The following is a 13,989-nucleotide window of genomic DNA, read 5'->3' as shown; positions in this document are numbered from 1 at the left end:
GAAACCCATGGGGGCCAAGAAGTGGTTGGAATCACCTACCCCCGGGTATGAGCGGCTACCACCCGATGACGCCGCCGGGTTCCCCGGGGGAAACACGGGGTGAACCCTCGACGACCCGGCCCGGGCCCGCGCCCCCGTGGCCCGGCTTTGTCGGTGCCCGCAGGTAGATTCGTCTGAGGCCGGTGTGCCGCCCGCACGCGGTACGGACCGGTCGTTCCCGACGATTGCAGGAGTGATTCGCGTGGATCGTGTCGCGCTGCGCGGCCTCAAGGCCCGCGGGCACCACGGTGTGTTCCCCAAGGAGCGCGAGGAGGGCCAGACCTTCATCGTCGACCTCGTCCTCGGCCTGGACACCCGGCCGGCCGCGGCCGACGACGACCTGGCGAAGACCGTGCACTACGGCATCGTGGCCGAGGAGGTCGTGGCCGTGGTCGAGGGCGAGCCGGTGAACCTCATCGAGACGCTCGCCGAGCGGATCGCCCAGACCTGCCTGAAGCACGAAGGGGTCCACGAGGTCGAGGTCTGCGTCCACAAGCCGGACGCGCCGATCACCGTGCCCTTCGACGACGTGACCGTCACGATCACCCGGAGCCGAGTATGACCCGACCGTTCATCCAGGGTCACAGCGACCCGACCGTCCAGCCGGTGCCCGCCTCGGTCGTCGAGCAGGTCGACGCCGCCGACACGACACTGAGCAACCCGAAGTGGGCCGTGATCTCCATCGGCTCCAACCTCGGCAACCGCCTGGAGACCCTCCAGGGTGCCGTCGACGCGCTGGAGGACACCCCCGGCGTCCGCGTGAAGGCCGTCTCCCCGGTGTACGAGACCGAGCCGTGGGGCGTGGAGCCGGGCAGCCAGCCGTCGTACTTCAACGCGGTCGTGGTCCTCAAGACCACCCTGCCCCCCTCCTCCCTGCTGGAGCGGGCCCACGCCGTCGAGGAGGCCTTCAACCGCGTCCGCGACGAACGCTGGGGTCCGCGCACCCTGGACGTCGACATCGTCGCCTACGCCGACGTCACCTCCGACGACCCGCACCTCACCCTGCCCCACCCGCGCGCCCACGAGCGGGCCTTCGTGCTCGCTCCGTGGCACGACGTGGACCCGCAGGCCCAGTTGCCCGGCCGGGGCACCGTGGCCGATCTCCTCGCGGCTCTCACCCGCGAGGGCGTCGAGGCGCGCGGGGACCTGGAACTCCGACTGCCCGAGTAGTCGTTAAGGTCAAGACGACCACGATCCGGGACCGGTCCGGGGGAACTGAAGGGACACCGTGAGAGAGCTGCGCATCAGGGTGCTGGTCGGCGTGTTCATCGTGGCCGGTATCCTGTCCTGGGCGGGCGCCCGCCTCTGGAACTCGATCGGGACACTCCCCAGCGTCCCCCTGGCCGCGCCGATCGTCCTGGCGCTGATCGCCGTGGTCCTGCTCTCGACGGCGCTCTCACTGCGCGCCCGGCTCAAGGCCCAGCGCGAGCGCCGCCCCGAGGCGAAGGGGGTCGACCCCCTGATGGCCGCCCGCGCGGTCGTCTTCGGCCAGGCGAGCGCCCTGGTCGCCGCCCTCGTCGCCGGCATGTACGGCGGCACCGGCGTCTTCCTCCTGGAACTCCTGGACATCCCCGCCCGCCGCGACCAGGCCATCTACGCCGGCTTCTCGGTCCTGGCGGGCCTCGCCGTGATAGCGGCGGCCCTGTTCCTGGAGCGGGTCTGCAAACTCCCCGAGGACGACGACCAGAACCACCCGGGCGCGGCACCGGCGGCCTGACCGCCACCAGCGCTGACGGCCCCCTGCTGACGGCCCGGTGCTGACGGCCCAAGGCGCCCGGCGAGCGGCCCAGACGACCCTCGATCACTGATCGACCACCGATCGAGGGACGATCGGGCACCACTGGCCATCAGGTGCCCATCAGGTCAACGCGCCAGTATCAGGCTCATTGCCTCGGCACGGGTCGTAGCGTCCCGGAGCTGGCCGCGCACCGCCGACGTGGTCGTCTTGGCACCGGGCTTGCGGATCCCCCGCACCGACATGCACATGTGCTCGGCCTCGATCACGACGATCGCGCCGCGTGCCTCGAGGATCCGCATGAGGGAGTCGGCGATCTGGGTGGTGAGTCGTTCCTGCACCTGCGGGCGACGAGCGAACACCTCGACCAGCCGCGCCAGCTTCGACAGGCCCGTGATCTTGCCGGTCTCGGCCGGGATGTAGCCGACGTGCGCCACGCCGTGGAACGGCAGCAGATGGTGCTCGCACAAGCTGACGATTTCGATGTCCTTCACCAGGACCATCTCGTCATGCCCCAGGTCGAACGTCGTCGTCAGAACGTCCTCGGGCTCCTGCCACAGTCCTGCCAGGAGTTCCCGGTACGCCCGCGCCACCCGGCCCGGCGTCTCCCTCAGGCCCTCCCGGTCGGGGTCCTCACCGACCGCGATCAGGAGTTCGCGTACGGCGTTCTCGGCGCGCTTCTCGTCGAACTCGCCGATGAAGCCATCGCCGGCCAGCGTCACGGGGTCGGTCATCTGATGCCTCGTTCCTGTACGTCTTACCCGCGGGCATACGGAAATGCCGCGCCCCCCAGGCTAAAACCTGGGAGGCGCGGCATTCATTCCGGCCCTTTGGCCGAAAGGGTCAGCTCTCGGTGCGGTCCTCCGGGGTCTGCTCCGTCACCGGGGCGGACTCCGTGGCGGTGGACTTGACCGTGCTGATCGCGGCCGTCGCGCCGTTCGCACCGTTGGTCAGTGCCAGCTCCTTCGGGGAGAGCACCGGCGGGCGGGTCGAGGGCGTACGGCGGGAGGAGCCGGTCCAGGCGGGCCGCGGCGGGCGCTTGACGATCGGGGCGAAGACCTCGGCGATCTCCTGCTTGCCCAGGGTCTCCTTCTCCAGCAGGTGGAGGACGAGCTGGTCGAGCACGTCGCGGTTCTCGACCAGGATCTCCCAGGCCTCGTTGTGCGCGGTCTCGATGAGCTTCTTGACCTCTTCGTCGACCAGCGCGGCGACCTCTTCCGAGTAGTCGCGCTGGTGAGCCATCTCACGGCCGAGGAAGGGCTCGCTGTTGTCGCCGCCGAACTTGATCGCGCCGAGCCGCTCGGTCATGCCGTACTGCGTGACCATCGCGCGGGCCAGGTTGGTGGCCTTCTCGATGTCGTTGGCGGCACCGGTGGTCGGGTCGTGGAAGACCAGTTCCTCGGCCGCACGGCCGCCCAGCATGTAGGCGAGCTGGTCGAGCATCTCGTTGCGCGTGGTCGAGTACCTGTCCTCGTCGGGCAGGACCATCGTGTAACCGAGGGCGCGGCCGCGGGACAGGATCGTGATCTTGTGGACCGGGTCGGAGTTCGGCGAGGCCGCCGCGACCAGGGCGTGTCCGCCCTCGTGGTACGCGGTGATCTTCTTCTCCTTGTCCGACATGATCCGGGTCCGCTTCTGCGGGCCCGCGACCACGCGGTCGATCGCCTCGTCCAGCGCCCTGTTGTCGATCAGCTTCTGGTCGCCGCGGGCGGTGAGCAGCGCTGCCTCGTTGAGCACGTTGGCGAGGTCGGCACCGGTCATGCCGGGGGTGCGGCGGGCGACGGCGGCCAGGTCGACGTCGGGGGCGACCGGCTTGCCCTTCTGGTGGACCTTGAGGATCTCCAGGCGGCCCTGCAGGTCCGGCGGGTCGACCGCGATCTGGCGGTCGAAACGGCCAGGACGCAGCAGAGCCGGGTCGAGGATGTCCGGCCGGTTGGTGGCGGCGATCAGGATGACGCCGCCCTTGACGTCGAAGCCGTCCATCTCGACGAGCAGCTGGTTCAGCGTCTGCTCGCGCTCGTCGTGACCGCCGCCGAGGCCGGCGCCGCGATGGCGGCCGACCGCGTCGATCTCGTCGACGAAGACGATCGCCGGGGCGTTCGCCTTGGCCTGCTCGAACAGGTCACGGACTCGGGAGGCACCGACACCGACGAACATCTCGACGAAGTCGGAACCGGAGATCGAGTAGAAGGGGACGCCCGCCTCACCCGCGACGGCGCGCGCGAGGAGCGTCTTACCGGTACCCGGGCGGCCGTAGAGGAGCACACCCTTGGGGATCTTGGCGCCGACCGCCTGGAACTTGGCCGGCTCCTGCAGGAACTCCTTGATCTCGTGGAGTTCCTCGACGGCCTCGTCGCAGCCGGCGACGTCGGAGAAGGTGGTCTTCGGGGTGTCCTTGGTGATCAGCTTGGCCTTGGACTTGCCGAAGTTCATGACCCGGGAGCCGCCGCCCTGCATCTGATTCATCAGGAACAGGAAGACGACCACGATCAGAACGAAGGGCAGCAGCGAGAGCAGGACGCCGAGGAACGGGTTCTGCTTGGACGGCGACACCGTGTAGCCGTCCGTGATCTGCTTGTCCTGGTACTTGGTCTGCAGCGTGCCGGCGATGGTCACGCCCTGGTCGCCGATGTAGCTCGCCTGGATCTTCGAGCTGCCCTGGACTTTGTAGCCGTCCTTGAGCGTGACCTTGATGGTCTGCTCGTCACCGGTGGTGAGCTTGGCCGATTCGACCTTGTTGTCATTGATCGCCGCCACGACCTGGCCGGTGTCCACCGTCTTGTAGCCGCCGGACGAGCCGACGACCTGCATCAACACGACCACGGCAAGGACGGCCAGCACGATCCACATGACCGGCCCACGGAAGTATCGCTTCACGTCCATCCATACGGAGCGATGCCGCCCCGTCCCTCCTGCCACAGTGAGTTTGATAAGACAGTTCTTCTGACGGTACCCCAGCATTGTTGTCCGAAGCCGCACGAAGCCGCTTCGACGGCTGGGAAACCCGTCTCTGCATGCTTCAACGGCGCGGAACCCGCCGGGGTTCCCGATCGTCCTACCGGGCTTGGGCCGACTGGCTCAGCCGCGGGCCCGGTCCGGCTCAGCCGCCGTAGACGTGGGGCGCGAGCGTACCGACGAACGGCAGGTTGCGGTACTTCTCGGCGTAGTCGAGGCCGTAGCCGACGACGAACTCGTTCGGGATGTCGAAGCCGACCCACTCCACGTCGATGGCGACCTTGGCGGCGTCCGGCTTGCGCAGCAGCGTGCACACCTTCAGGGAGGCGGGCTCGCGGGAGCCGAGGTTGTTGATCAGCCAGGACAGCGTCAGACCGGAGTCGATGATGTCCTCGACGATCAGGACGTGCCTGCCCTTGATGTCGGTGTCGAGGTCCTTGAGGATCCGGACGACACCGGAGGACTGAGTGCCCGCGCCGTAGGAGGACACGGCCATCCAGTCCATGGTGACGGGGGTGGACAGCGTCCGGGCGAGGTCCGCCATGACCATCACGGCGCCCTTGAGGACGCCGACGATGAGCAGGTCCTTGCCCGCGTACTCCGCGTCGATCTTCGCGGCCAGCTCGCCCAGCTTCGCGTCGATCTCTTCCTTGGTGATGAGCACCTGCTGGAGGTCCTCACCCATGTCTTTCGCGTCCACCCGCATCACTTTCGGTCGTCCCGCACTTACGGCCCCCGGCTGCCCGGACCGGCCGCCGGAGGGTCGCTCCGGGAGGTCGGGATTCAGCCTTGCCGAATCACCAGTCTGCCACCCTGCCGCTGGGCGACGACTTTGCCCGGGAGGTTGATGGCTCCCTGGCCGCGCCAGCCGGTGATCAGGCGGTCGACTTCCTCGATGTGCCGGGCGAACAGCGAACCGGCCGGGGCACCGGCCTCGATGGCGGCCCGGCGCAGGATCCGGCGGCGCACGGCGGGCGGCAGCGCGTAGAGCTTGGCGCACTCCAGCCGTCCCGCGGCGTCCCGTACGGAGACCTCGGCCTGGCCGGCCCAGGCGTCGAGGGCGTCGGCGTCGTCGCGGGAGAGCTGGGCGGTGCGGGCGAGCGCTTCGACGACGCCCTTGCCGAGGGCCTTCTCCAGGGCGGGCAGTCCTTCGTGCCGGAGCCGGGAGCGGGTGTAGGCGGGGTCCGCGTTGTGCGGGTCGTCCCAGACCGGCAGGGACTGGACCATGCACGCCTTGCGGGCGGTCTGCCGGTCGAGGTGCAGGAAGGGCCGCCGGTAACGGCCGCCGGCCCCCGAGACCGCGGCCATTCCGGACAGGGAGCGGATACCGGAGCCGCGGGCGAGGCCCAGCAGGACGGTCTCGGCCTGGTCGTCGCGGGTGTGGCCCAGCAGGATCGCGGCGGCGCCGTGGCGTTCGGCCGCCGCGTCGAGGGCGGCGTAGCGGGCGTCCCGGGCGGCGGCCTCGGGCCCTCCGCCGCGGCCGACGGTCACGGCGACGGACTCGACCGGGTCGAGGCCGATGCCGCGCAGGCGCAGGGCCACCTCGTCGGCGCGGAGGTCGGAGCCGGGCTGGAGACCGTGGTCGACGGTGACGCCGCCGGCGCGGATGCCGAGTCTGGGGGCTTCGAAGGCGAGGGCGGACGCGAGCGCCATGGAGTCGGCGCCGCCGGAGCACGCGACGAGCACGAGCGGGGAGGGGAGCCGCTCGGCTGTGCGGTCCGGATGTGCGCCGGAGGTCTGCTCGTCCGGGTGCGCGCCGGAGGCCTGGTGGTCGTTGAGGATGTCGTGGAGGACGCGGCGGACCGCCAGGCGTATCGCCGCGACCGCAGGATGGGGACCCATGTCCGGTTCCCTTCATGAAGTTTCGGGGGTGAGCCCGAGTTCGGTCACTCAGAGTGTGTAGATGGTGACAGAACCGGGGCGTTCCCCGAGCATCGCACGCCTACGCATGACTCACGGTCCCTCGGACGGGTGATTGAAGGGGCGTTCGCCTGCCGTCGGCTGGATTCCTCTCACGACCTCCCCATACCGTTCACGACTCGGCCTTGCGGTGCACCCGCGCGACCCAGTCCGCCGGTTTGGCGATCTCCGCCTTGGTGGGCAGGGTGTTCGGGGAGGTCCACACGCGGTTGAAGCCGTCGACGCCGACCTCGCCGACGACCGCTCGTACGAACCGTTCGCCGTCCCGGTACTGCTTGAGTTTGGCATCCAGACCCAGCAGCTTGCGCAGGGCCTGGTCGAGGCGGGAGGCACCCTTGGCGCGACGCTGCTGGAACTTCTCGCGGATCTCGGAGACGGTCGGTACGACGCTGGGGCCGACGCCGTCCATGACGAAGTCGGCGTGGCCCTCGAGCAGGGACATCACGGCGGTGAGACGGCCGAGGATCTCGCGCTGGGCGGGGGTCTGCACCAGCTCCACGAAGGAGCGGCCGCCGTCCTCCTCCTCGCCCTCGGGCCGGCCGCCGGCGAGGGACTGGGCGGCGTCCCGGATGCGCTCCAGGAAGGTCATCGGGTCGACGTCGGTCTCCGCCAAGAACGACTGGATTTCGCCCTCGAGGTGGTCGCGCAGCCAGGGGACGGCGGTGAACTGCGTGCGGTGGGTCTCCTCGTGCAGGCACACCCACAGCCGGAAGTCGTGCGGTTCGACGTCGAGTTCACGCTCGACGTGGACGATGTTGGGCGCGACGAGGAGGAGGCGGCCGCCGCCGTTCCCCCCGGCGGGGAGGTCGCGGGTGGCCGGGGCGAACGTCTCGTACTGGCCGAGAACACGGGAGGACAGGAACGACAGCAGCATGCCGAGTTCGACGCCGGTCACCTTGCCGCCGACGGCGCCGAGGACCGCGCTGCCCGGGTTGCCGCCGCGCCGTTCCTGCATCTTCTCCAGGAGCGGTTTGAGGATCTCGCGGAAGCCGGCGACGTTGGCGCGGACCCAGCCGGGGCGGTCGACGACGAGCACCGGGGTGTCGTGCGTCTCCTCGGTGGCCATACGGGTGAAGCCCCGGACGTGTTCCTCCGAGGCCTTCGCGTGCCGGCGCAGCTCCGCGACGACGGCCCTGGCCTCCTCGCGGCTGACGTCGGGGCCCGGTCGTACGAGCCGTGTCGCGGTCGCCACCGCGAGGTTCCAGTCGACCATCCCGGAAGATGTGGTGCCACCGAAGCCAGTCATGCGTCAACGGTACGTGAGCGGCCCCACTTGGGGCAGGCCGTGTGAGGCCGGCGGGGCGGGCCGGGGGCGTCGCCGCGTTACCGGCAGCCGCATGCCGCCAGCGCCGTGGCCGTCCTGTCCAGGACCGTCTGGGTCATGTGGGGGTCCGTCGTGTCGGCGGTGAGGAAGGCGAAGGCGAGCAGGTGACCGTCCGCGTCGACCACTGTGCCCGCCAGGGTGTTCACCCCGGTGAGCGTGCCCGTCTTCGCTCGAACGAGGCCTGCCGCGCCGTCGGTGTAGCGGTTGGTCAGGGTGCCGGTGAAGCCTGCGACGGGGAGGCCGGTGAGGACGGGGCGCAGGCCCGGGCGGGCGGGGTCGCCGGCCTTGGCGAGGAGGGCGGTGAGGAGGTTCGCCGTCAGCTTGTCGTCCCGGTCGAGGCCGCTGCCGTCGTGGAAGGAGGCGCCGGACATCGGCAGGCCGAGCTTGCGCAACTGCATGGCGATCGCCTTGGCACCGCCGTCGAAGCTCGCGGGTTCGCCGCCGGCGAGAGCGGCCTGGCGGGCCAGGGCCTCGGCGATGTCGTTGTCGCTGTTGGTCAGCATGCGCTCGACCAGGGCGGACAGCGGGGGCGAGAGGACGGTGGCGAGGGTCTGGGCGCGGGTGGTGGCCTTGGACGGGCCGGGATGCGTGGTCTTGATGCCGGCGTCTTCGAGGCAGGCCGCGAACTTGCCGGCCGCGTCCGCCGCCGGGTCGGCCACGCGGATCACCGGACCGCGGACGGAGCCGTCGGTGCGGCCCTCGTCGACGGTGAGGGCGCTGACGGGCGCGAGGTTCTCGTTGACGCCGATGCGGTGCAGTGCGGGGCCGGTGAAGAGCGTCGTGTCGTACGAGAGCGTGACCTCGTCGATGCCGCGCTGGTGGAGCGCCTTCGCGGTGTCGGCGGCGAGCGTGCGCAGGCTCGCCCAGCCGTCGCTGTTCCCACGGGCGGTGAGGGTGGGGTCGCCGCCGCCGACGAGGACGAGTTCGCCGGTGTCGGGCTCGAGGGCGGCGCGGGTGGTGAGGCGGTGGTCGGCGCCGAGGGCGGACAGGGCGGCGACGGCGGTGGCGATCTTGGTGGTGGAGGCCGGAGTGAGGGACTTGCCGGCGTCGGTGCCGTAGAGCCGTTCACCGGTCGTCACGTCGACGACCGCGGCGGCGGGGCTGCCGCCCGGCACGGAGGCGTCCAGGAGGGGCCCCAGGACGTCCGGGAGAGCCTTTCCGCCGGGGGCGGCCTTCTTGGTGTCGACGGCTCCCTCGACGCCGCCCAGGCCCGTCAGGACCGGAGCGGCGCTCGGCGCGGGCCGCGGCGCCCCCGTCGTCGTGCCCGAGCGGCCGTGATCTGCGCCACCTGACCGCTCCAGGGCGGCGGCACGGTCCCGCTCGGCCGTACGCTGACCCTCGGCGTCCCAGGGGCCTGCCACGGTCACCACACCGGCGGCCAGTGCCAGGCCCGCGGTGACGGCGCCCGCGGTGTACCGCCAGGTCCTGACGGTCTGCGGACGGGGGAGGTGCGCAGGCCCGAGTCGTACGGCGTTCGCCAGCCACGCGATCCGCGGTCGCGCGGCCGTCATGGCCCACGTCAGACGCGGTTGTACGGCGTTCGCGAGCCGCACCACCTGCGGCCTCGCGGCTCGCCAAGGCCTCAGCTCTGGCACGACCACCAGCCCCTTTCGCGATCACACACCTGCGTGAGGGACACTTAACCACCAGAACTATGTGTTGATCATGGAGGAGCCACCGGTGGAGTTCGACGTCACGATCGAGATCCCGAAGGGTTCGCGCAACAAGTACGAGGTGGACCACGAGACCGGTCGGATCCGCCTGGACCGTCGTCTCTTCACCTCGACCGCCTACCCGACCGACTACGGCTTCGTCGAGAACACCCTCGGCGAGGACGGCGACCCGCTGGACGCGCTGGTCATCCTGGACGAGCCGACCTTCCCGGGCTGCCTCATCAAGTGCCGGGCGATCGGCATGTTCCGGATGACGGACGAGGCGGGCGGCGACGACAAGCTGCTGTGCGTCCCGGCCACCGACCCGCGCGTGGAGCACCTGCGCGACATCCACCACGTGTCGGAGTTCGACCGCCTGGAGATCCAGCACTTCTTCGAGGTCTACAAGGACCTGGAGCCCGGCAAGTCGGTCGAGGGCGCCAACTGGGTGGGCCGCACGGACGCCGAGATCGAGATCGAGCGGTCCTACAAGCGCTTCAAGGAGCAGGGCGGCCACTGACCGGCCGGTTTGGCTTCCGCGGGCCGCGGCACCCTGCGTGGGGTGGCGCGGCCCGTTTGCGTACCCATGCGCATACTGAGGCTTACGGAAGGTGTCGTTCAGGGAGCGGTGGCAGGTGACGGAGGCGGAGGACCGCAAGCCCCGGTCGGACGAGGCGCGGTACGACCCGGAGATCACGTCCGAGTTCGCCATTCCGGTGGGCCTCGACGTTCCCAGGGCGGGTGCCGACCCGGAGACGACCTCCGAGTTCGCCGTGCCGAAGGGGCTGGAGGTGCCGCAGCCGCCGAGCCCGGAGCCGGAGGGGTCGGCGTTCAGCACGCCGCGCACCTACAGCGCCAAGACCGCCCCGGCCGCGTTCACGCCGGCCGCCGGGGTGCCGCTGGTCAGTCTGGTCAAGGACGCGCCGTGGCAGGACCGGATGCGCACGATGCTGCGGATGCCGGTGACCGAGCGGCCGGCGCCGGAGCCGGTGCAGCGCGTGGAGGAGGGCGGTCCGGCCGTCCCGCGCGTGCTCGACCTGACCCTGCGTATCGGGGAGCTGCTGCTGGCGGGCGGCGAGGGCGCCGAGGACGTGGAGGCCGCGATGTTCGCGGTGTGCCGGTCGTACGGCCTGGACCGCTGCGAGCCCAACGTCACCTTCACCCTGCTGTCGATCTCGCACCAGCCGTCGCTGGTGGATGACCCGGTGACGGCGTCCCGGACCGTACGGCGGCGGGGCACCGACTACACCCGTCTGGCGGCCGTGTTCCGGCTGGTGGACGATCTGACCGACCCGGAGACCCATGTCTCCCTGGAGGAGGCCTACCGGCGCCTGGTGGAGATGCGCCGCAACCGGCACCCCTACCCCGGCTGGGCACTGACCCTGGCGAGCGGGCTGCTGGCCGGTGCGGCCTCCGTGCTGGTCGGCGGTGACCTGATCGTGTTCGTCGCCGCAGCGGTGGGCGCGATGCTCGGCGACCGGCTGGCGTGGCTGTGCGCGGGGCGGGGACTGCCGGAGTTCTACCAGTTCACGGTGGCGGCGATGCCGGCCGCGGCGATCGGGGTGGCCTTCTCATTGGCGCACGTGGACGTGAAGGCGTCCGCAGTCGTCACCGGTGGGCTGTTCGCGCTGCTGCCCGGGCGGGCGCTGGTGGCGGGTGTGCAGGACGGCCTGACGGGCTTCTACATCACCGCCTCGGCGCGCCTGCTGGAGGTCATGTACTTCTTCGTCGGCATCGTCGCCGGGGTGCTGGTCGTCCTGTACTTCGGCGTGAAGGTCGGCGGCGAGCTGAACCCGGACGCGGCGCTGGCCGTCTCCGAACGGCCGCTGGTGCAGATCGCGGCCTCCATGCTGCTGTCGCTGACTTTCGCGGTCCTGCTCCAGCAGGAACGGTCCACCGTGCTGTGGGTGACCCTGAACGGGGGCGTCGCGTGGTCGGTGTACGGCGCGATGCACTACGCCGGTGACATCTCGCCGGTCGCTTCCACGGCCGTGGCGGCGGGGCTCGTGGGCCTGTTCGGGCAGTTGCTGTCGCGGTACCGGTTCGCGTCCGCGCTGCCGTACACGACGGCGGCGATCGGGCCGCTGCTGCCCGGTTCGGCGACCTACTTCGGGCTGCTGTCCATGGCGCAGAACGAGGTGGACAAGGGGCTGGTGTCCCTGGCCAAGGCCGCGTCACTGGCCATGGCCATCGCCATCGGGGTCAACCTGGGATCGGAGATCTCGCGGCTGTTCCTGCGGATCGGCTCCGCCGGGAAGCGCCGGGCCGCGAAGCGGACGAGGGGTTTCTGAGCGCGGTTCCCCGCGCCCCTCACGGCCGGCGGTGGTCGTACGGGTACTGGTTCTGGTCGTACCGGTTCTGGTCGTACTGCTGCTGGTCGTGCTGCTGCTGGGGATGCTGCTGCTGGTCGTAGTACTGGTTGCCGTAGCCCTGGTTCCAGTACTGCTCCTGCTGCGGCGGCTGCTGCTGGTACGGCTGCTCCTGCTGCGGCGGCTGCTGCTGGTACGGCTGCTCCTGCTGGTGGCCGTACGGCTGTTCCGGCTCGATGCGGCGCAGGCGGGTGGTGGCGTCGTCCATCATCGGCGGCTGCTGGTACTGGGGTGTCTGGGGCCGCTGCGGAGCCTCCGGCCGCGCCTGCTCGGACCTCTTGTTCTTGCCGCGTGCGCGGAGGAACTCGATCGCGACCGGGATCACCGAGACGAGGACGATCAGGATGAGGATCGCCTCGATGTTGTTCTTGACGACGTCGTGCTTGCCCAGCCAGGAGCCGAGCAGGGTGACGCCCGCGCCCCACAGGAGGCCGCCGATGACGTTGAAGGTCAGGAACGAGCGGTACTTCATGCCGCTGACGCCCGCGATGATCGGCGTGAACGTGCGCACGATCGGCACGAAGCGGGCCAGGACCAGGGACTTCGGGCCGTACTTCTCGAAGAACTCGTGCGCCTTGGTGACGTTCTCCTGCTTGAAGAGGCGTGAGTCGGGACGGTTGAACAGGGACGGGCCGACCTTCTTGCCGAACATGTAGCCCGCCTGGTCGCCGAGGATCGCGGCGAGGCAGATCAGGGCGATCGCCCCCCACAGCGGGAAGTCCAGCTGGTGCGACGTGATCAGCAGACCGCAGGTGAACAGGAGCGAGTCACCCGGCAGGAAGAACCCGATGAGCAGCCCGGACTCGGCGAAGACGATGAGCAGCAGGCCCCAGATGCTGTAGGTGTGGAGCAGATAGTTGGGATCGAGCCAGCTCGGGCCGAGGGCGAGTGTCATCACGGGTCCGGGCTCCTGAGGGGGATGAGGCGGCTACGGCGGCTGAACGTCGAGCGGGTGCCGCACAAAGCTATCAACGCGATGGGGCCGCCCCAGGTTCCACCGGTGCCTCCAGGATGCCCTGTGCGGGCCCGGCGAGATTTTCGGGCCGACCGTGCGCTCGCGGCACCTCGGCGGCCCGCGCACGGGACCGCGGTGGGCCTGGCCCGGGAGTGACCCCGGGCCAGGACCTCAGGACGCGGTGTGCCGGCCGGCGTTCGCGGTGATCGCGTCGCGCAGGTGCTCGGCGAGGCCCGGCCCCATGGAGTCGTAGTACGCCTTGAACCGCTCGTCGGAGACGTACATGTCGCCGAGGCACCGGTGCATCTCGTACGGGCACTCGTAGAACCACCTGCTGATGTGCTGCCGGTGCTCCTCGGCCAGGTCCATGGCCGCCGCGGCGGACGGCTGCTCGCCGGCGGCCACCAGGGCGGCGTACCGCGCGCTCCAGTCGTCGACCTCGGCCTGCAGCCGCTTCCAGTCCGCCTTGGTGTACAGGGCGGCGCGGCGCTGCGACTCGGCGTACTGCGCCGTGCCGCCCCAGCGCTGCTCGGCCTCCTCGCGGTACTGCTCGGGGTCCTTGTCCCCGAAGACCTCGAACCGCTCCTCCGGGGTGAGGTTGATGCCCATCGTGCGTGCCTCCATGGCGTGCTCCACGGCCGCGGCCATCTTCTGCAGCTTCTCGATCCGGGCGGTCAGCAGGTCGTGCTGGCGGCGCAGGTGTGCGCGCGGGTCAGCTCTGCCGGTGGCCTGGTCGTCGAGCAGGGCCGCGACCTCGTCGAGCGGGAAGCCGAGCTCCCGGTAGAACAGGATCTGCTGGAGCCGGTCGAGGTCGGTGTCGTTGTAGCGCCGGTGGCCGGCGTACGTGCGCTCGCTGGGCACGAGCAGGCCGATCTCGTCGTAGTGGTGCAGGGTGCGCACCGTGATCCCGGCGAACCCCGCGACCTGTCCCACGGAGTAGCTCACTTTCCGCTCCTTGTCGTCGGTACGCGCTCCACGCTGAGGCCTCACGCCACGTGAGGTGCAAGCCGAATTCCCTTCGGGATGTTGTGTGCCTTTTG

General features: G+C 70.4%; 13 protein-coding genes. 5 read left to right on the top strand and 8 right to left on the bottom strand.

Annotated features, from left to right (window positions below):
- Positions 1-241 precede the first annotated feature (241 nt).
- From folB to AC07C1_RS27315, 3 genes are read left to right on the top strand one after another with little or no spacing between them, the layout of a single operon-like run.
- On the top strand, positions 242-601 hold the full coding sequence (folB, locus tag AC07C1_RS27325; RefSeq protein WP_356942354.1) for a dihydroneopterin aldolase: 360 nt from the start codon (positions 242-244) through the stop codon (positions 599-601).
- Positions 598-1,209, top strand: a complete 612-nt coding sequence (folK, locus tag AC07C1_RS27320) for a 2-amino-4-hydroxy-6-hydroxymethyldihydropteridine diphosphokinase (protein ID WP_478943130.1) — start codon at positions 598-600, stop codon at positions 1,207-1,209. The genes folB and folK overlap by 4 nt, the downstream gene beginning before the upstream one ends.
- A 58-nt stretch (positions 1,210-1,267) precedes the next feature.
- The gene (locus tag AC07C1_RS27315; protein WP_478943128.1) at positions 1,268-1,756 is read left to right on the top strand and encodes a DUF3180 domain-containing protein; all 489 of its coding nucleotides are present in this window, start codon (positions 1,268-1,270) and stop codon (positions 1,754-1,756) included.
- Between the two features lie 146 nt (positions 1,757-1,902).
- On the opposite strand, the gene folE is transcribed toward AC07C1_RS27315, so the two are convergent.
- From folE to dacB, 6 genes are all read right to left on the bottom strand, one after another.
- Entirely contained in the window at positions 1,903-2,508 is a 606-nt protein-coding gene (gene folE / locus AC07C1_RS27310; RefSeq protein WP_478943127.1) for a GTP cyclohydrolase I FolE, read from the bottom strand.
- Positions 2,509-2,617: 109 nt separating this feature from the next.
- Positions 2,618-4,657: an ATP-dependent zinc metalloprotease FtsH gene (ftsH, locus tag AC07C1_RS27305; RefSeq protein ID WP_478943125.1), complete on the bottom strand. Its 2,040-nt coding sequence runs from the start codon at positions 4,655-4,657 to the stop codon at positions 2,618-2,620.
- A 217-nt stretch (positions 4,658-4,874) separates the two neighbouring features.
- Positions 4,875-5,435 carry a hypoxanthine phosphoribosyltransferase gene (gene hpt, locus AC07C1_RS27300; RefSeq protein ID WP_478943124.1) on the bottom strand — a complete coding sequence of 187 codons (561 nt, stop codon included), beginning with the start codon at positions 5,433-5,435 and terminating at the stop codon, positions 4,875-4,877.
- 77 nt (positions 5,436-5,512) lie between these two features.
- Complete coding sequence (gene tilS, locus AC07C1_RS27295; protein WP_478943122.1) at positions 5,513-6,571, bottom strand: tRNA lysidine(34) synthetase TilS; 1,059 nt, start codon at positions 6,569-6,571, stop codon at positions 5,513-5,515.
- A 190-nt stretch (positions 6,572-6,761) separates the two neighbouring features.
- A complete protein-coding gene (locus tag AC07C1_RS27290; protein WP_478943120.1) occupies positions 6,762-7,895 on the bottom strand; it encodes a zinc-dependent metalloprotease in 1,134 nt (377 codons plus the stop codon).
- 77 nt (positions 7,896-7,972) lie between these two features.
- Complete coding sequence (gene dacB / locus AC07C1_RS27285) at positions 7,973-9,484, bottom strand: D-alanyl-D-alanine carboxypeptidase/D-alanyl-D-alanine endopeptidase (protein ID WP_478943118.1); 1,512 nt, start codon at positions 9,482-9,484, stop codon at positions 7,973-7,975.
- Between the two features lie 169 nt (positions 9,485-9,653).
- On the opposite strand from dacB, the gene AC07C1_RS27280 reads away from it, so the two are divergent.
- The gene (locus AC07C1_RS27280; protein ID WP_010044289.1) at positions 9,654-10,145 is read left to right on the top strand and encodes an inorganic diphosphatase; all 492 of its coding nucleotides are present in this window, start codon (positions 9,654-9,656) and stop codon (positions 10,143-10,145) included.
- A 115-nt stretch (positions 10,146-10,260) separates the two neighbouring features.
- Positions 10,261-11,916 carry a threonine/serine exporter family protein gene (locus tag AC07C1_RS27275; protein ID WP_478943116.1) on the top strand — a complete coding sequence of 552 codons (1,656 nt, stop codon included), beginning with the start codon at positions 10,261-10,263 and terminating at the stop codon, positions 11,914-11,916.
- A gap of 19 nt (positions 11,917-11,935) precedes the next feature.
- On the opposite strand, the gene AC07C1_RS27270 is transcribed toward AC07C1_RS27275, so the two are convergent.
- Positions 11,936-12,892 carry a DedA family protein gene (locus AC07C1_RS27270; RefSeq protein WP_478943114.1) on the bottom strand — a complete coding sequence of 319 codons (957 nt, stop codon included), beginning with the start codon at positions 12,890-12,892 and terminating at the stop codon, positions 11,936-11,938.
- A gap of 228 nt (positions 12,893-13,120) precedes the next feature.
- Positions 13,121-13,894 (bottom strand): MerR family transcriptional regulator, encoded by a 774-nt coding sequence (locus tag AC07C1_RS27265; protein ID WP_478943112.1) that lies wholly within the window; start codon positions 13,892-13,894, stop codon positions 13,121-13,123.
- Positions 13,895-13,989: the final 95 nt, after the last annotated feature.

The sequence above is a fragment of the Streptomyces sp. NPDC045022 genome, assembly GCF_056432605.1.
Note: the sequence above shows the minus strand (reverse complement) of the source record. Positions and strands in the feature narration are given on the sequence as shown.